Source organism: Prevotella sp. C0026C3 (genome assembly GCF_056590795.1).
Genome location: NZ_JBWPWW010000004.1, coordinates 41,685 through 58,963, shown reverse-complemented (window position 1 = coordinate 58,963; position 17,279 = coordinate 41,685). Strand labels below are relative to the sequence as shown.

General features: G+C 44.4%; 14 protein-coding genes, 1 tRNA gene and 1 pseudogene. 9 read left to right on the top strand and 7 right to left on the bottom strand.

What is annotated here, in order from left to right; all coding sequences use genetic code 11:
* Window positions 1-57 precede the first annotated feature (57 nt).
* Together AC1EK4_RS03615 and mnmG are read right to left on the bottom strand one after the other, a co-directional pair.
* Window positions 58-588 carry an adenine phosphoribosyltransferase gene (locus tag AC1EK4_RS03615; protein WP_062433643.1) on the bottom strand — a complete coding sequence of 177 codons (531 nt, stop codon included), beginning with the start codon at window positions 586-588 and terminating at the stop codon, window positions 58-60.
* An 82-nt stretch (window positions 589-670) separates the two neighbouring features.
* Window positions 671-2,542: a tRNA uridine-5-carboxymethylaminomethyl(34) synthesis enzyme MnmG gene (gene mnmG, locus AC1EK4_RS03610; RefSeq protein WP_480357047.1), complete on the bottom strand. Its 1,872-nt coding sequence runs from the start codon at window positions 2,540-2,542 to the stop codon at window positions 671-673.
* 288 nt (window positions 2,543-2,830) lie between these two features.
* Between mnmG and AC1EK4_RS03605 the strand changes: the two genes are divergently transcribed.
* From AC1EK4_RS03605 to AC1EK4_RS03580, 6 genes are all read left to right on the top strand, one after another.
* Window positions 2,831-3,514, top strand: a complete 684-nt coding sequence (locus AC1EK4_RS03605) for a succinate dehydrogenase/fumarate reductase cytochrome b subunit (protein WP_480357045.1) — start codon at window positions 2,831-2,833, stop codon at window positions 3,512-3,514.
* A 26-nt stretch (window positions 3,515-3,540) separates the two neighbouring features.
* On the top strand, window positions 3,541-5,523 hold the full coding sequence (locus AC1EK4_RS03600) for a fumarate reductase/succinate dehydrogenase flavoprotein subunit (RefSeq protein WP_480357044.1): 1,983 nt from the start codon (window positions 3,541-3,543) through the stop codon (window positions 5,521-5,523).
* Between the two features lie 136 nt (window positions 5,524-5,659).
* Window positions 5,660-6,013, top strand: a complete 354-nt coding sequence (locus AC1EK4_RS03595) for a four helix bundle protein (protein ID WP_480357043.1) — start codon at window positions 5,660-5,662, stop codon at window positions 6,011-6,013.
* Window positions 6,014-6,094: 81 nt separating this feature from the next.
* A complete protein-coding gene (locus AC1EK4_RS03590; RefSeq protein ID WP_036899226.1) occupies window positions 6,095-6,853 on the top strand; it encodes a succinate dehydrogenase/fumarate reductase iron-sulfur subunit in 759 nt (252 codons plus the stop codon).
* Window positions 6,854-7,198: 345 nt separating this feature from the next.
* A complete protein-coding gene (locus AC1EK4_RS03585) occupies window positions 7,199-9,154 on the top strand; it encodes a beta-N-acetylglucosaminidase domain-containing protein (RefSeq protein WP_480357041.1) in 1,956 nt (651 codons plus the stop codon).
* Between the two features lie 168 nt (window positions 9,155-9,322).
* On the top strand, window positions 9,323-9,886 hold the full coding sequence (locus AC1EK4_RS03580) for a YceI family protein (RefSeq protein ID WP_480357039.1): 564 nt from the start codon (window positions 9,323-9,325) through the stop codon (window positions 9,884-9,886).
* 149 nt (window positions 9,887-10,035) lie between these two features.
* Here the strand turns inward: AC1EK4_RS03580 and AC1EK4_RS03575 are convergent, their stop codons facing one another.
* The 3 genes from AC1EK4_RS03575 to AC1EK4_RS03565 form a co-directional block, all read right to left on the bottom strand.
* Window positions 10,036-10,530 carry a DUF6169 family protein gene (locus AC1EK4_RS03575; RefSeq protein WP_480357037.1) on the bottom strand — a complete coding sequence of 165 codons (495 nt, stop codon included), beginning with the start codon at window positions 10,528-10,530 and terminating at the stop codon, window positions 10,036-10,038.
* Entirely contained in the window at window positions 10,527-10,673 is a 147-nt protein-coding gene (locus AC1EK4_RS03570) for a 30S ribosomal protein S7 (RefSeq protein ID WP_480357035.1), read from the bottom strand. The genes AC1EK4_RS03575 and AC1EK4_RS03570 overlap by 4 nt, the downstream gene beginning before the upstream one ends.
* Window positions 10,674-11,164: 491 nt before the next feature.
* A tRNA-Asn gene (locus AC1EK4_RS03565) sits at window positions 11,165-11,238 on the bottom strand.
* Between the two features lie 165 nt (window positions 11,239-11,403).
* On the opposite strand from AC1EK4_RS03565, the gene AC1EK4_RS03560 reads away from it, so the two are divergent.
* Together AC1EK4_RS03560 and AC1EK4_RS03555 are read left to right on the top strand one after the other, a co-directional pair.
* Entirely contained in the window at window positions 11,404-13,080 is a 1,677-nt protein-coding gene (locus tag AC1EK4_RS03560) for a S41 family peptidase (protein WP_036899222.1), read from the top strand.
* 57 nt (window positions 13,081-13,137) lie between these two features.
* Window positions 13,138-14,346 carry an SGNH/GDSL hydrolase family protein gene (locus AC1EK4_RS03555; RefSeq protein ID WP_480357033.1) on the top strand — a complete coding sequence of 403 codons (1,209 nt, stop codon included), beginning with the start codon at window positions 13,138-13,140 and terminating at the stop codon, window positions 14,344-14,346.
* Here AC1EK4_RS03555 and AC1EK4_RS03550 read toward each other — a convergent pair.
* Window positions 14,343-15,272: pseudogene (locus AC1EK4_RS03550) on the bottom strand (porin). The gene AC1EK4_RS03555 and the pseudogene AC1EK4_RS03550 overlap by 4 nt on opposite strands.
* Before the next feature lie 18 nt (window positions 15,273-15,290).
* Window positions 15,291-15,491 carry a hypothetical protein gene (locus tag AC1EK4_RS03545; RefSeq protein ID WP_062435859.1) on the bottom strand — a complete coding sequence of 67 codons (201 nt, stop codon included), beginning with the start codon at window positions 15,489-15,491 and terminating at the stop codon, window positions 15,291-15,293.
* 615 nt (window positions 15,492-16,106) lie between these two features.
* Here AC1EK4_RS03545 and ruvB point away from each other — a divergent pair.
* Window positions 16,107-17,141 carry a Holliday junction branch migration DNA helicase RuvB gene (gene ruvB, locus AC1EK4_RS03540; protein ID WP_036899218.1) on the top strand — a complete coding sequence of 345 codons (1,035 nt, stop codon included), beginning with the start codon at window positions 16,107-16,109 and terminating at the stop codon, window positions 17,139-17,141.
* Window positions 17,142-17,279 lie beyond the last annotated feature (138 nt).

The following is a 17,279-nucleotide window of genomic DNA, read 5'->3' as shown; positions in this document are numbered from 1 at the left end:
ATTCCTTGTTGAATAAAAAAGCCCTCTCTTTGGGAGAGGACTGGGAAGTCGTTGTATTTAAATTTGTATCAAGGATGTGATTTCAATATCTTTATCAAAAGTATCTCTACCGTTCAAACCTTCGTTGGTGAGTTCGATAATGAAGTTGCAATAAATCTTCTTTGGATGGAATTTCTTAACGAGGTCGCATGCTGCTTTCATCGTTCCACCAGTTGCAAGTAAGTCATCGTGTAGTAAGATAACATCATTTTCATTGATAGCATCCTTGTGAATCTCGATAGTATCGGTGCCATATTCCTTGTCGTAGCTCTCTTGTACGGTCTCACAGGGTAGCTTTCCGGGCTTACGGCATAATACAACTCCTGCATTTAATCGGATCGCGACAGCTGTTGACATGACGAATCCGCGGCTTTCGATACCTACAATCTTTGTAATACCCTTGTCTTTGTAAAGGTCGTACATCTCATCGCTAATCTCTTTGAGACAGTCTGGACTTTTAAATAGGGTAGTGACATCGCGGAAATTGACACCTTTGATAGGCCAATCCGGAATGCAACGGAGGTTGTCTAATAGTAATTGGTTGTTCATTTTATTATTTAGTTTATATTATAATCGATTGTGTAATAGGTTGTTACGTTTTGTATATTTGTTGTTTTGTTTCACGTGAAACTTATCTTCCTAGGAGTATAAGCATTACATTGATATCGCTGGGAGATACTCCCGGTATTCTACTCGCTTCCGCTAGAGTCTCGGGATCGATGCGTTCGAGTTTTTGTCTTCCCTCTGTACTAATCTCATGGAGTGCTTGGTAATTGAATCTTCCTTTTATCTTAATGTCTTCTAGACGATGCATCTTGTCGGCGACCATCCGCTCTCGCTCGATGTATCCTTTATATTTCATTTTAATTTCTGCCGATTCAACGATCTCGCCTTGGCGTTCGTCGATAGAATCAATAACTTCTTTTAGAGAAGGAATAATCTCCGATAGGTTGTTGAGAGATAGATGGGGACGTGCGATTAAATCAACTAATTTGCATCCGGCACGCAAAGGAGTCGTACCTAGTGTCTCTAGTTGTGTATTGATATCGCTCGCTTTGATAGGTAACTCTTCGCAAAAACGGATGATTTTATCGATTCCTTCTTTCTTTTTAAGCCACCAATCGTAACGTTCTCTAGTAGCTAATCCTAACTGGTAAGAACGTTTTGTGAGTCTTGCGTCAGCATCGTCTTGGCGTAATAGTATTCTGTATTCGGCGCGAGAAGTGAACATGCGATAAGGCTCGTCAACGCCTTTGGTTGTCAAATCGTCGATTAATACGCCAATATATGACTCGTCTCGATGCATAATAAACGGTTCGTTACCGGCACATTTCAATGCCGCATTGATGCCGGCGACCAATCCTTGTCCTCCGGCTTCTTCATAACCTGTAGTACCGTTAACCTGTCCGGCAAAGAATAGACCATCAATAATCTTCGATTCTAACGAATGCTTGAGTTGTGTTGGATCGAAATAATCGTATTCGATGGCATATCCCGGACGGTAAATCTTGGCATCTCGCAGTGCAGGAATTTGATGGATGGCATTTAATTGTACATCCATAGGCATGCTGGAGGAAAAACCGTTGAGATACATCTCGTTGGTGTCTTCTCCTTCGGGTTCTAAGAATAGGGGGTGTTGATCCTTGTCTGGGAATGTAACTAGCTTTGTTTCGATAGAAGGACAGTATCTTGGACCGGTGCTTTGAATCTGTCCGTTGAAGAGGGGAGAGTCTGCTAGTCCGCCACGAAGTACTTCGTGCGACTCAGGGGTGGTATAGCAAGTCCAGCATGGCAACTGTTTTAGCTGTCGATGTGGCCCCATATAACTAAATTGGTGGAAGTCTTGCTCACCATCTTGTATCTCCATGTCTTCGAAATGCACCGAACGTCGGTCGATTCTCACTGGAGTTCCGGTCTTCATACGTTCCGAACGGATGCCCCAACGAGTGATACTTTCTGTGAAATGTGGTACAGCAGGCTCGGCACATCGGCCTCCGGGATATTGGAATCTACCAATATGCATGAGCCCGTTGAGGAATGTTCCGGCAGTAACAACAACGCAACGAGCGCGGAATTCAACACCCCAAATGGTACGTACACCGATAGCTTGCCCATTCTCTACGAGTAACTCATCGGCTTGATCCTGCCAAATATCAAGGTTATCAGTGTGGTCTAGTATTTCTCTCCACTTCCAAATGAACTTTCCGCGATCGCATTGAGCACGCGGACTCCATACTGCCGGCCCCTTTCCTTGGTTCAACATACGAAACTGGATAGCCGTGGCGTCCGTCACATGTGCCATCTCTCCGCCGAGAGCGTCAATCTCACGTACTATTTGTCCTTTAGCGATTCCGCCTATAGCGGGATTACAACTCATCTGTGCAATCTTGTTCATGTCCATCGTGATGAGGCATGTCTTTGCTCCTAAGTTAGCTGATGCCACCGCAGCTTCGCACCCTGCGTGGCCTCCTCCAATCACAATGACGTCATACTGGAAGTTCATCCGTTCTTTTCCCTGAAATTTATAAGTTTTACAAAGGGTTACTATCAAGTGTAAGACATGTCAAAAAATAGCCCCTCTTTGTTTTCCGCAAAAGTAGCAAATAAAATCCGATTTTTTATGAATTCCTTTTGATTAATCACTAAATTATAGTATTTTTGCAACCTACTATGTGGGTATCTATACCTATATCAAAGTATCTAAGGCGACGTTTTATATCTGTGTAAAACATTGTCAATATGAGTTGTGGAAATATTTTCAATCAGTTAAATAATTAAATTTCAATCATTTATGTGGTTAATCAATTCATCTATTGGCAGGAAGGTTGTGATGTCTGTTACCGGCATCGCGTTGATCCTCTTCCTGACATTCCACTTGTGCATGAATATTGTGGCTCTGTTCTCTGGAGAGGGTTACAATACGATTTGTGAACTTCTGGGTGCTAACTGGTATGCCATTGTGGCTACGCTCGGTTTAGCAGCCTTGGCTGTGTTCCACATCGTTTATGCTTTCATCTTGACGGCACAGAATCGTCGTGCTCGTGGCGAAGAGCGTTATGCAGTAACTGCTCGTCCTGAAAAGGTAGAGTGGGCCAGCCAAAACATGTTGGTACTCGGTATCATCATTTTGTTGGGTCTGTTGCTGCACCTCTACAACTTCTGGTACAACATGATGTTTGCCGAACTTATCGGTACAGAGGCTCTCTATGGTCCTGCTGACGGATTTGCTTGGATTCAGGAAACATTTGCTAATCCTGTGTTCGTCGTTCTGTATGTCATTTGGATTGTAGCTATCTGGTTCCACTTGTCACACGGTTTCTGGAGCGCTATGCAGACTCTTGGTGTTAATGGCAAGATTTGGTTCAATCGTTGGAAGGTTATCGGTTTGGTATATACTACCTTATTGATGCTCGGCTTCCTCGTTGTTGTATTGGCCTTTGCATTTGGTTGTGCTCCCAGTCTTTGTGCTGCGTAACCTATTAACTTTAAACTAATTCGATTATGGCTAAACTAATAGATTCTAGAATTCCCGAAGGCCCAGTGGCCGAGAAGTGGACCAATTATAAGGCTCACCAGCGTTTGGTGAACCCTAAGAATAAGTTGAAACTTGACGTTATCGTTGTTGGTACAGGCTTGGCTGGTGCCAGTGCTGCCGCTTCTCTTGGCGAGATGGGTTTCAATGTTTTGAACTTCTGTATCCAAGACTCTCCCCGTCGTGCGCACTCTATCGCTGCACAGGGAGGTATCAATGCCGCTAAGAACTACCAAAACGATGGTGACTCTATTTATCGTTTGTTCTATGATACAGTGAAAGGTGGCGACTATCGTGCTCGTGAGGCAAACGTTTATCGTCTTGCTGAAGTGTCAAACGACATCATCGACCAGTGTGTTGCTCAGGGCGTACCATTCGCTCGTGAATATGGTGGTATGTTAGCTAACCGTTCATTCGGTGGTGCTCAGGTGTCACGTACATTCTATGCTAAGGGTCAAACCGGTCAGCAGCTTCTTCTCGGTGCTTACTCTTCATTGAGTTGTCAGATAGAGAAGGGCAAGGTTAAGCTCTTCACACGTTACGAGATGGAAGACGTTGTCATCGTAGATGGTCGTGCTCGCGGTATTATAGCAAAGAATTTGGTAACAGGTAAACTTGAAAGATTCTCAGCTAATGCTGTTGTTATCGCAACAGGTGGTTATGGTAATACCTATTTCTTGTCTACCAATGCTATGGGTTGCAATTGTACAGCTGCTATCCAGTGCTATCGTAAGGGTGCTTACATGGCCAATCCTTCTTACGTTCAGATTCACCCCACCTGTATTCCTGTACACGGTGACAAGCAGTCTAAGTTGACATTGATGTCTGAGTCTCTGCGTAACGACGGTCGTATTTGGGTTCCTAAGAAGCTCGAAGATGCTAAAGCATTGCAGGCAGGAACCAAGCAAGGATGGGAAATCTCCGAAGAAGATCGCGATTACTACTTGGAACGTCGCTATCCGGCATTCGGAAACCTTGTTCCTCGTGATGTTGCTTCGCGTGCAGCTAAGGAGCGTTGCGATAAGGGATTTGGTGTAAATAACACAGGTCTTGCCGTATTCCTCGACTTCTCTGAGTCTATCAACCGCCTAGGTTTGGACGAAATCATGCAGCGCTATGGTAACCTCTTCGAGATGTACGAAGAGATTAACGATGTATTCCCCGGCGATTTGGCTAATGAAATCAACGGTGTGAAGTACTACAAGCCAATGATGATTTATCCTGCTATCCACTATACGATGGGTGGTATCTGGGTAGATTACGAGCTCATGACTTCTATAACAGGTTTGTTTGCAATCGGTGAGTGTAACTTCTCAGACCACGGTGCTAACCGTTTGGGTGCATCTGCCCTGATGCAGGGATTGGCTGATGGTTACTTCGTATTGCCTTATACTATTCAGAACTACTTGGCCGATCAGGCAATTTGGCCTCGTCTGTCTACCGATCTGCCCGAATTTGTTGAGGCAGAGAAGAATGTCAACGACGAAATTGACCGCTTGATGGGTATTCAGGGTAAGCGTTCTGTAGACTCTATCCATAAGGAACTTGGCCACATCATGTGGGAGTACGTAGGTATGGGTCGTACAGCCGAAGGTTTGAAGACCGGTTTGGAGAAGATGAAAGAACTTCGTAAGGAATTCGATACCAACCTCTTCATCCCCGGAACCAAGGAAGGTTTGAACATCGAACTTGATAAAGCCATCCACTTGCGCGACTTCATTCTCATGGGTGAGTTGATTGCCAACGATGCTCTTTCTCGTAATGAGAGCTGCGGTGGTCACTTCCGCGAAGAGTACCAGACCGAAGAAGGCGAAGCTAAGCGCGACGATGAGAACTTCTTCTACGTAGGTTGTTGGGAATATCAAAGCGATGACCACACTGCTCCCGCGCTTCTCAAAGAGCCTTTGGAGTATGAGGCAATCAAGGTACAAACACGAAATTATAAAAATTAAGTTTTTATAAGTTGACGAGTAGACAAGTATACGAGTTAACAAGTCTATAAGTATAAGAACTTACAAGTAGACAAGTTTATGAGTATATAAGTATATCTTTCAACGACGAGTTTGGAGAAAAAATGCGGTATAAAGCATGAGTAACCACAAAGAATTAATAGTTTGGCAAAAAGGTATTGCTCTAGTTAAAAGTATTTATGAGCTAACCAAGGCATTCCCTAGGGAAGAAACGTTTGGTCTGAAGTCTCAAATGCAACGTGCTGCGGTATCAATCTCATCCAATATAGCTGAAGGCTATGGACGAATTTTTCCGAAAGAGCCTATTAACTTCTTGAATATAGCATTAGGATCGGCTGCAGAATTGGAAACACAGCTTATAATAAGTCGTGAACTTCGATATGTTTCTGAAGTTGAATATACCGAAATGTCGAAACAAAATAATGAGGTTATCTACATGTTGACAGCATTAGTAAAGAGCTTTCAGAAATGAATTCAAATTCTATACCGTCTTCATCATCATCTTGTTTACTTGTTCACTCGTCTACTTGTCAACTAAAAAAAATAACAAAATATGGCAAAGAATATTAGTTTCACAATCAAATATTGGCGTCAGAATGGTCCTACAGCCAAGGGACACTTCGATTCACGTGAAATGAAGGATATTCCTGACGATACATCATTCCTCGAAATGCTCGACATTCTTAACGAGGAATTGATAGAAGAAGGCCAAGAGCCTTTCGTTTTCGACCACGACTGCCGTGAGGGAATCTGCGGCATGTGCTCGCTTTATATCAACGGTGTTCCCCACGGAAAAACCGAGCGTGGCGCTACTACCTGCCAGCTCTACATGCGTCGCTTCAACGATGGCGACGTTATCACCGTAGAACCATGGCGTTCTGCTGGCTTCCCCGTTATTAAAGACTGTATGGTAGACCGTTCAGCTTTCGATAAAATTATTCAGGCCGGTGGCTATACGACCATTCGTACCGGACAGGCTCAGGATGCCAACGCTATCTTGATTCCGAAAGATAATGCCGATGAAGCCATGGATTGTGCTACATGTATCGGCTGTGGTGCGTGTGTAGCTGCTTGTAAAAACGGTTCTGCCATGCTGTTCGTAAGCTCTAAGGTCAGCCAGTTGGCATTGTTGCCACAAGGTCGTCCTGAGGCTGCTAAGCGTGCTAAGGCTATGATTGCACGTATGGACGAGCTGGGATTCGGTAACTGTACCAACACTCGTGCTTGCGAAGCCGTATGTCCTAAGAATGAAAGCATTGCCAATATCGCTCGCTTGAATCGCGAGTATATCGTAGCAAAGTTGGCTGATTAATAGCCCTTTAACTATATTGAGCCTCCCAAGTCTGCCGGATTTGGGAGGCTTTTTTATTGCCCTTATTCCGCAAAATTCCCCACTCTTCACTTCTCACTCATAACTCGTCGGCTACTGCAGGGGCTTGGCAAGGAAACTGTCCCGCTTCTTCAGCAATACTGAAAAGCCTGAACAGCAATGCTGCATCGACCTTGCAGCGATTTGAGTTTCTAAGTTTTTGAGTTCTTTAGTTTTTTATTTATTATGAAAAGTGATGGGTTTATGTCCATAACTTACGTAGGATACCGTCGTAAAGCAGAAAAAGTTGTATATTTGTAGCAATCAAATAACAATTTATCTAAATATATGAACATCAAACATCTAATGTTGACACTGTTCGTTGCAGCCTCCGCGGTGGTGGGCAAGGCGGATAATGTCTACACCATTTATCCTGTTACGCACAGTCAGAAAGCGATGGCAGGAACGGTATCTTTTACGAACAAAGTGTATATCATGGCCGATGAGGGTATTGATAAGACCACGATTGAGCGGGCAAAGGGCGTTCTTGCCGACAAAGGATTAAAGGCCGTTGAAAGCAAGAAGGTTCCCGTAGGCTTCTCTGTGGTTTATCTTGGCGTGAACAATGCTAAGGGGTATGCCGACCGTATGGCTAAGAAGTTCAAGGTAGACCGTAAGGTACTTACCGCCAAAGGTAAGTTCGACCGTCATATTCTCGTGCTGACTGGGGACGTCAAGAAGCGTGCTAACGTGTTGATTTTGGGCGAAAATACCGATGCTACGTTCTGTGGACTGGCCTCATTGGAGCAGATACTGGACCGTGGAACAAAGAATTTGCCTTGCGTTCGTATTGATGATTATGCCGATATACAGTATCGTGGCGTTATCGAGGGATACTATGGTGTGCCTTACAATGCCGATGTGACCAAGGATTTATTCCGTTTTATGGCACGTTATAAGATGAATACTTATATGTATGGTGCCAAGAGCGACCCTTATCATTCGCAGAAGTGGGGTGAGGCTTACCCCAAAAAGATTACCGAACAGCAGAAGTCTATCGGCTATCTGTCCGAGGATATGATGCGCGACATCGTGAATGTATCTCATCAGAACAAAGTAAACTTCATCTGGGCCATCCATCCGGGTAAGGCGTTTACCGACCCCAAGGAGTCGGCAGTGATAGATAAGATCATGCAGAAGTTTGAGTTGATGTACGGACTGGGTGTCCGTCAGTTCGGTGTTTTCGTTGATGACGTGGGCGTTCCGAGCGATGCTCCCACGCTCAAGCTCAATGCCGAGCGACTCACGTTGGTGCAACAGGCTGTCGAAAACCGATGGAATCGCCATTATTCTGCGCCTGCCGACACGGTGAAACCGATTAACTTCGTACCCCAACTCTATGCTTACTCGTGGGTAAAGGAGGATAAACGCAAGAATTTCTTCAATGCTTTGGGCAACACACCGAAGCATGTGGTTGTCTATATCACAGGAGCCGCAGTGTGGACTGTTCCTAATTCCAAGGACTTGGAGATTGTTTCGGGCGAGCTGGGACGTGGACTTGCTTGGTGGTGGAACTATCCTTGCAACGACAACGATATGACCAAACTCTTTGTTCGCGACACTTATGGCAACTTTGCCGATGAAAAATGGATTGACAACAAAGCTACACTGCCTAAGGAATTGAAGGGTGCGAGTGCGCTTATCTCTAATCCTATGCAGCAAGGTGCAGCTTCTAAAATAGCTCTCTTTGGCGTGGGCGACTATGGATGGAATAATGCCGGATTTGATAACGAGGCCGATTTCAAAGCTGCCGTGCGCGCTGTGGTGGGGCAAGAGAAAGCTCCTGCTTTCGAATATCTCACGCAATATCTTCGTTATTATGACAATGAGCCGTTGGCATCGTTGGTCAACGACTATAAGCAGACGGGTGATAGCCACGCTTTAAAAGCCGAAATGACGAAGCTATTGGAGGCTTGTAGCAAGATAGATGTGATGGAAAAGTCTACTTGTGAGTCTGATAGTATCTTCTATGCCGACATCCATCCATGGATGAATAAGGTGAGTGATATGGCTTATCTCACTCTTCAATTGCTTGAACAGATAGATATGCAGCCCTCTATGCGTAATGCTGTGGTGGTGAAGAAGTTGCAAAAGACGGTGGCAGAGATAGAGCATAATGCTCATTATCAGTTCAACGTACTCAATGGAATGGGCGAAGAAATCGAGCTAAGTAGTCGTACGGCCGAGCCTGCCGCTAAGGTATTGCGCCCCTTCCTCGATTATTTGGCTGCGAAACTGAATTGATTCCGTACCACAAATGTGGTAATTTTATATCGTAATAGATGATATTCTGTTCGTTTCCTTGCCTCATTCGTATGTTCTCTCTACCTTTGTGTCATACAAAATGCAAGAATTAGAGAGTTATAAAAGAATAAGATAATGGAAATGAACAGAATAAAAAAAGTATTTTGAGTGGTTTTCGGACTCCTCATGGTAAGCAATATTGCCACAGCTCAACAGACTATATGGAACAACGAGCCGGCTCATTCGCAGTTGGGGTTTGAGGTGAAACATACCAATGTCTCGCTTGTTCGTGGCAAGTTTGATAGCTTTCATATTGTTGCAAAAACGTCGAAAGCCGACTATAGTGATGCTCAAATAAGTCTCACGGCACAGGTGAAAAGCATCAATACAGGCGTAGAAATGCGTGATAATCATTTGCGTACGGCCGACTTTTTTGATGTAGAGAAGTTTCCTACATTGACGTTTAAGAGCACACGACTCAAGAAGGTTAAGAAGAATCGTGGTCGCCTGACGGGTAATCTTACGATGCATGGAGTGACGCGTCCAGTAACGCTTGACGTCCAATTCTTCGGCATTATCACTAGTCCAATGGCCAAGAAGCAGGTTGCCGGTTTCAGAATTACAGGTTCGGTAAATCGCTCTGATTTCGGTATTGCACCTCAATATCTTCCTGATTTCATTGGCAATACTATCTATATCACTGCCGATGTGGAGTTTAGTCCACAGGATTAAACAGGGTAGAGGGAGTGAATATATAAAAGATGGCGTAATGGACATTTGAGAGGTTTCAGTCTACCAAATGTCCATTACGCCTAATTATGTCTAAAAAAATATTATAGTTGGTGCTATTCGAGAATTGGTCGCGTGTATGGCATTATATATTATTCTGGTTTATCTTTGAGAGTTTTCACCACGTGATTAAAAACTTCTACAATCTCATTTAGCTGGGGATTTGCTTTTTGTACAATAATTGCAGCAAAATTCTCGATTCCATCAGATTCCATTTCTACGGTATCAAAATAATAAAGATGTTTTTTTGCATACTCTCCAAACCACCTCACAAAAAGTCTGTTTCGTGATGCTTGCTTTCCATCGCCTGTTTCGCATAAGTAGAGAAGTATCTTTGGATTAGCCTTAAAGAAGTCCTCTATAATACAGAAAATGGTATTACGTAACTTGGGATCATTGGGAGATGGAGTGTTGTTTTCGTTTACAATAATGAACTGATAGGCCTCACTTTCCCAAATTGTATCATCATCCATGAAGCCTATTTTATAGATGGCTCCGTGTTTTGTGTGAAAATAGTAATACTCCCCCACATTCCAAACAGAATATGGCGCATTAAGATTGATGGCAGAAATATCAAGCGGCTTCATAATGCGCTTTTCAACTCTGTTCCACGCCTACGCATATCTGCAAACTCTTTTTGAGCCTGTCTCTCAAATGCTCTTTTACGCTCTATGGCACGCTTAAAGCCTGCAATGAGTTCCTCTCTAGTTTTTTCCTTGAACTTGATCATAATCAATTATCCTTTTCACATTGCAAATATAGCTCTTTGTTTTGATAATTGCAAAAAAAATGAAAGCAATAGCACCAAATGGTTATTCAATGCCGTTTTTCTGTCTTGTCCATATGTCCATCTGCTTGTGCCATTGTTATTCGAAACTAATTAAGGCTGCTAATTCTTGTTGATAATGGCTTCATTTATTTATCAATAAGTAATATAAAAGCAGATGGGAATTTCCGCTTAATCTTTGTTCCGTAATCTTCTACAATCTTTTTGCCAGAGTGTTGTGCGAGTTGAGAAAACTATTTGAAGAACAGGTCTCAATAGTGGAGTGTTAATTTATTGACTTCTTGTCTTATGAGTGTACCTTTTAATAATTCGTAGGTAGGTGTAAATACTTCAAACCTGACGAAGTCATTAGTGGATATTCTTACCACTTCTTTACCTTTAGTAAACCTCAATTTATAACGCAAAAGAGGACTACCTTGCGGTAATCCTCTTTGCGCTTCAAGATGGGCTTGAACCAACGACCCCCTGATTAACAGTCAGGTGCTCTAACCAACTGAGCTATTGAAGCTTGTTTTCTAATTGCGATGCAAAGGTATTGTGTTTTTTTGAAACTGCCAAACTTTTGGGAATAAAATTATTCGAGAAGTCTAAAATATGATAATTTTTATCTGTTTAGAGGGCTATACGGGTGGAATATCGTACTTTTGTAATTCAAATTTCACGCATAAATAGTATGAAGAAAATACTTTCTCTCTTCTTGTTGCTAGCAACTCTCCCTGCAATGGCACAGAGTGGCAAGGAACATAACTTCGATGTGGCAAAGAATCTTGATGTATTCAATGTGCTCTACAAGAATCTAGACTTGCTCTACGTAGACACGCTTGATGCCAATACTGTCATCGGCAATGGTATCAATGCCATGCTTTCTTCGCTCGACCCTTATACAGAGTATTATCCGGAAGATAAGACCAAGGAATTTAAAACGGTTCTCACAGGTAAGTATGCGGGTATTGGTGCCATTATCAGCTATAATTTTAAATTGAAAAAGGTTGTTATCAACGAGCCTTATGAGGGGATGCCAGCTGCTGAAGCAGGCCTGAAGAAGGGGGATATCATCCTTTCTATTGACAATGAATCAATGGAAGGAAAAGCCAATGATTATGTAAGTAATCACCTCAGAGGTGAAGCCGGTACGAGTTTTATCCTTACATACAAGCGTCCGTCTACCAATAAAACGACGAAAGTGAAGATTACTCGTCGTGCCATTCAGATGCCGGCCGTGCCTTATTATGGCATGGTGACACCGAGTGTGGGGTACATCAATCTGAATTCATTCACCGAAAAGTGCTCCAAAGACGTGCGTAAGGCGTTCATAGACCTTAAAGGTCAGGGCATGAAACAGTTGGTATTCGACCTCAGAGGCAACGGTGGTGGCCTGGAACAAGAGGCTGTGAACATCGTCAATCTCTTTGTGCCGAATGGCAAGGTCATCGTTTCTAATCGTGGTAAACAGAAATCGTCGAACCACGATTACCGCACAACGGTGGAACCACTTGATACCGTGATGCCCATCGTTGTATTGGTAGATGGTCACACAGCCAGCTCAAGCGAGATAACGAGCGGTGCATTGCAAGACCTCGACCGTGCCGTGATTATGGGCACACGTACCTATGGTAAAGGCCTTGTACAGATGACTCTCGAAATGCCGTACAACGGTATGATGAAGTTGACGACCAACAAATACTATATTCCCAGTGGTCGTTGTATCCAAGCTATCAACTATAATCGCAAGCGTGGTGAATATACCGAGCACATTCCCGACTCTTTGACAAAAGTCTTTTATACGGCCGGTGGGCGCGAAGTACGCGATGGTGGCGGCATCAAACCAGATGTAGAGGTGAAGCCAGATACCTTGTCAAACTTGACATTATACCTGTCTAACCGTAGCGGATATGCAGGTATTATCGACTCTACCGAACAAATGTTGACCTATGAACAGGAATATATCGCCAAACATCCGACTATTGCGCAACCCACTGAGTTCCAACTCTCAGAGCAAGACTGGCAAGATTTCCGTCAGCGTGTCATCAATAGCAAGTTCAGCTACGACCGTGAGAGCGAGAAATATCTGAAGAATTTGGTGAAACTAGCTAAGTTTGAAGGTTATTACGACGACGCTAAAGCCGACTTCGATAATTTGGAGAAGAAGCTTAGTCATAACATTGCGAAAGACTTGGATAAGAATAAAGCTGAATTGATGCAGGAACTTGGGCGCAACATCGTGTCGGCTTATTACTATCAGGCCGGCCAAATAAAGTTCAATCTTCGGTTTGATAAGACGATGAAAGAGGCGCTCCGATTGTTGAGTCAGCCCGATGAATATAATAAGATATTAAGGCCTAAGAAGTAATTAGGTCAGTATATAGAGACGGTAGACGCCTACCGTCTCTTTTTTATGCTTTTGGCAATGAAACGTTTATACATACTTTTAGTTCTCGGCATGGCGCTGCTGCCGTCCATTCATGCCCAGCGACCTGCACAGCAGTTGAAGATGGCGAAGACATTCAGTTGGGTTGGCACGTGGGCCACGGCTCCACAGTTTATCACGAAGAACAATATGTCGGAGAAAACCGAACTTACCGGCAAGTCGATTCGGCAGATAGTGCACGTGTCGCTGGGCGGAAACACGCTGCGACTACAGTTGTCTAACGCCTATAGTAAGAGCCCATTGCAAATCAAGTCGGTCTATATAGCCAATTCCATCGACTCTTCGACCATTGATATTCATTCCGCTCGCTATCTGGAATTTGCTAAGAAGCGCAATGTTACCATCGCTCCGGGGCGTTCGGTGGTGTCGGATGCCGTACAATATAATCTGAAGCCCTTGCAGCGACTAGCTATAACCATTAACTATGGTGCAGCTTCCAAGGACATCACGTGGCATCCCGGTTCGCGCACGACGTCATATATCCTTAACGGAGCGTCCACACCTCGCACAAAATTTACCTATGCTGCCAAAGCCGATTACTGGTTTACCATTGATGCTATTGATGTCTATGGGGTGGAAAATGGCAGTATCGCCATTCTTGGGAACAGCATTACCGATGGCAGAGGCAGCACTACAAACCATCAAAATCGCTGGCCCGACATCATGAGCGAGCGATTGGGAGGGAAGTTTGGCGTGTTGAATCTGGGTATCGGAGGCAATGAGATTCTCGGATATGGGCTTGGCGACCCTGCTATCAAGCGTTTTAGTCGTGATATTATGGGGCAACGCGGTCTGAAAGCTGTTATCATTTTTGAAGGAACAAACGACATCGGGCATAGCCGAGGTAATAGCGAACAGGTGGCTGCGCAGATGATAGAGGCTTATGCCAAATTTGCTAAAGAGGCACATGCACGCGGTTTAAAGGTCTTTGGAGCTACCATTACGCCATTTAAGAACCATTCTTACTATACGCCATTCCATGAGGCTGCGCGTGAGACGGTGAACGAATGGATACGTACCACGAAAGACCTTGATGGCGTGATAGACTTCGATAGGCTGATGAGCGATCCGAAAGAGCCTCAAGCACTCATCCCCGAATGTCAGGAAGACTGGCTACATCCTAATGCCGAAGGCTATTGTCGCATGGGGCATTATGCTGCCGAACGAATGGCTGAGTTTGGCTTTTAAAATTTGATTTGCAATCTTGTCTCCAGTATCTTTACTTCGTTGTCGTCGTAACCGGCACGGTCGGTAGTGCGCGTATAAGATCCGCGAACACGCACCAATACGTATTTATTGATGTAGTAATTATAGGTCAGCGACCAGTCATTGCTTCTTCCGCCTCGTATGCCGGCCTTGTGGTCGGAGAGGTCGGTGTAGTTATACGCTGCCACCAGTTCCATATTTCCGCCCTCCGGTGTACTGATACATCCGTCATTGTTACTATATTGATAGGCATGCTCTTTGATAAGGCCGCGCACTGCTGCATATACGCCACTTGCTTTATATCTCGGTAGTGTGCCTTTGCGGTTGATATGTGTGTAGTAATACTGCGTCTCAAGGGCTAATCAGCCGTAAGCAGCCAATAGTTCTGGGGTGAATTTATAGAGCGTTTGTGCTTCGTTGATGGTGCTAGAAACGGCTTTCAACTTCGATATGCGGGTAGGGAAGTTGGCCGCCAAGGTATATTGCTTGTGGTTGAGGCTGTCTGTGCTGCTGTATTGTGGCGACATGACGGCAGCCGACATGCCCACTTGCAATATCTTTCCTGTTTCGTGGAGTGGGCGATATACTAGTCGTGTCATGGCTCCTACGTCTTGGTTGCCTAGTTTTTCGGACGTTAGCTTCATGGCTTCTGTCTCCGAAAAGAAACTGAATGTACCTAAAAATCGTCCTTTGCTATGTGCGTACATGAGACCAAGGAGTCGGTCGCTGTCGAACGCCGATTCACATAAAGGTTCTTCCATCGAAATTTTGAACGACGTACTTGTAGCGCTTTGTAGTCCAAAGTGATGTACGAAGTAGCCTGCTTGTACCCAGTTGTTGAGGCCAAGCTGACGTTTTACGTATATATCTTTGATGCCTACTTTGTTGTAAGCAAACCCAATATCCACGACAGCAGCCCATTCTCCCTATTTCGCACTTACGCCCACGCGAGCGTCGGGGATGGCAAATCTGTCGTTTAACAGATTGTTTTCATGCTTGGCATCGAAGAGTTCGCCATCCATCAAGATGCGTCCGATGGGGCGTACTGTAAGTTTTGCTTCTTGCGCATGAGCGATATCAAGGGCTATACATACGGCGATTGCCGTTGTTAAAAGTCTGTTTTTCATTGCTTCTTATGATAGGAAAGTCTCTGTCAGAAATCTTTTATTATGAGGTCTTGTGTTGTACGAACTTCAAAATTATCACTTTTCTGCGATGTTACAAGCATTCCGAGCTGGCTATTATCAATCTTCATAGGAATGTATTAAACTACATTGTCTATCTGTTTGATAATCAGCGTGTTGTAAAAGAGGCTCTTTTACGTTGCTGCTGAGCCGTAGCAGTATCGTTGAAAAGCCCATGCAGCGATGCTGAAGAGGCGGTGCAGGAGCCCCACCCCGAGCCACATGTTTTAGTAGACAAGTTAACGAGTAAACAAGTAGACAAGGTTTTGAGTTGACAAGTAGATGAGTTTAGGTTTTTAGTTTGTGAGTTCTTGAGTTTATAAGTTCTTTAGTTGTGGGACAGAAAAGGTCTATTTCTGTCTCCCTCTCCCTTTGGAGAGGGGTGGGGAGAGGTTTTTGTTGAGCCAGTTGTGCGACATGTCGCGTCCGTAGGGAGTTCAAGTAGTACAACTATCCTTTTACTGAATCACTTGTATTATGGGATAAGAATCATTGAACTAACCAAAGGTTTTGAATAAAGAACGGACAGGTATCGGGAAAAATCTGTAACTTTGTGGCATGACAGAAGATTTCGACATCAGAGAAGAGAGATTGTCCTCGGCAGAAAAGGACTTCGAGAATGCGCTCCGTCCCTTGCGTTTTGTTGACTTCAACGGTCAGCAGAAAGTGGTGGAGAACTTGGAAGTGTTTGTTGAAGCTGCCAAATACCGCAATGAACCGTTAGACCATACATTGCTCTACGGACCTCCGGGATTGGGAAAAACGACGCTGAGCAATATCATTGCTAACGAGTTGGGAGTGGGATTCAAGATTACAAGTGGGCCGGTTTTGGATAAACCGGGCGACTTGGCAGGCATCCTGACCTCGCTCGAACCTAACGATGTGCTGTTCATTGACGAGATTCATCGCTTGTCTCCTGTCGTTGAAGAGTATCTATATTCGGCCATGGAGGACTATCGCATTGATATAATGATAGACAAAGGTCCCTCGGCTCGAAGCATACAGATAGATTTAAATCCGTTTACACTGGTGGGTGCCACCACGCGCAGTGGTATGTTGACAGCTCCGTTGCGTGCCCGTTTCGGCATCAACATGCACTTGGAGTACTACGATCCGGAGACTTTGCAGATTATTATCAAGCGTTCGGCTCGATTATTGGACGTGCCTATAGAAGACGATGCAGCTGTGGAAATATCGCGTCGTTCGCGTGGTACGCCCCGTATTGCGAACTCGTTGCTGCGCCGTGTGCGCGATTTCGCTCAGGTCAAGGGCAACGGTACCATCACAAGCGATATAGCCCGACTGTCGCTCAGAGCTTTGAATATCGACCAGTATGGTCTGGACGAGATTGATAACAAGATATTGCTGACGATAATCGACAAATTCCGCGGTGGTCCGGTGGGCGTTTCGACCATTGCTACGGCTATCGGTGAGGATGCCGGAACGGTGGAAGACGTGTACGAACCTTTCTTAATCATGGAGGGATTTATCAAGCGTACGCCTCGCGGACGCATGGCTACACAACTTGCTTACAACCATTTGGGGCGCAATCCGTATCAAGGTGATATCATGTCACCGGGGTTGTTTGAGTAGAACCTCACCCCCATCCCCTCTCCCAAGGAGAGGGGTGAAAAGTAGAGATCGATAAATGAAGTCGCTTCGTATCTCTGTTTTTTATCCCATATCTTGGATTTACGGTTCTGGTTATTGATGCGATAGCACGTTTTTAAA

Excerpts from the sequence above, each read along its gene's own strand:
- AC1EK4_RS03615 (WP_062433643.1), bottom strand. The coding sequence starts at position 588 with ATGAACAACCAATTACTATTAGACAACCTCCGTTGCATTCCGGATTGG.
- mnmG (WP_480357047.1), bottom strand. The coding sequence starts at position 2,542 with ATGAACTTCCAGTATGACGTCATTGTGATTGGAGGAGGCCACGCAGGG.
- AC1EK4_RS03605 (WP_480357045.1), top strand. The coding sequence starts at position 2,831 with ATGTGGTTAATCAATTCATCTATTGGCAGGAAGGTTGTGATGTCTGTT.
- AC1EK4_RS03600 (WP_480357044.1), top strand. The coding sequence starts at position 3,541 with ATGGCTAAACTAATAGATTCTAGAATTCCCGAAGGCCCAGTGGCCGAG.
- AC1EK4_RS03595 (WP_480357043.1), top strand. The coding sequence starts at position 5,660 with ATGAGTAACCACAAAGAATTAATAGTTTGGCAAAAAGGTATTGCTCTA.
- AC1EK4_RS03590 (WP_036899226.1), top strand. The coding sequence starts at position 6,095 with ATGGCAAAGAATATTAGTTTCACAATCAAATATTGGCGTCAGAATGGT.
- AC1EK4_RS03585 (WP_480357041.1), top strand. The coding sequence starts at position 7,199 with ATGAACATCAAACATCTAATGTTGACACTGTTCGTTGCAGCCTCCGCG.
- AC1EK4_RS03575 (WP_480357037.1), bottom strand. The coding sequence starts at position 10,530 with ATGAAGCCGCTTGATATTTCTGCCATCAATCTTAATGCGCCATATTCT.
- AC1EK4_RS03570 (WP_480357035.1), bottom strand. The coding sequence starts at position 10,673 with ATGATCAAGTTCAAGGAAAAAACTAGAGAGGAACTCATTGCAGGCTTT.
- AC1EK4_RS03560 (WP_036899222.1), top strand. The coding sequence starts at position 11,404 with ATGAAGAAAATACTTTCTCTCTTCTTGTTGCTAGCAACTCTCCCTGCA.
- AC1EK4_RS03555 (WP_480357033.1), top strand. The coding sequence starts at position 13,138 with ATGAAACGTTTATACATACTTTTAGTTCTCGGCATGGCGCTGCTGCCG.
- AC1EK4_RS03545 (WP_062435859.1), bottom strand. The coding sequence starts at position 15,491 with ATGAAAAACAGACTTTTAACAACGGCAATCGCCGTATGTATAGCCCTT.
- ruvB (WP_036899218.1), top strand. The coding sequence starts at position 16,107 with ATGACAGAAGATTTCGACATCAGAGAAGAGAGATTGTCCTCGGCAGAA.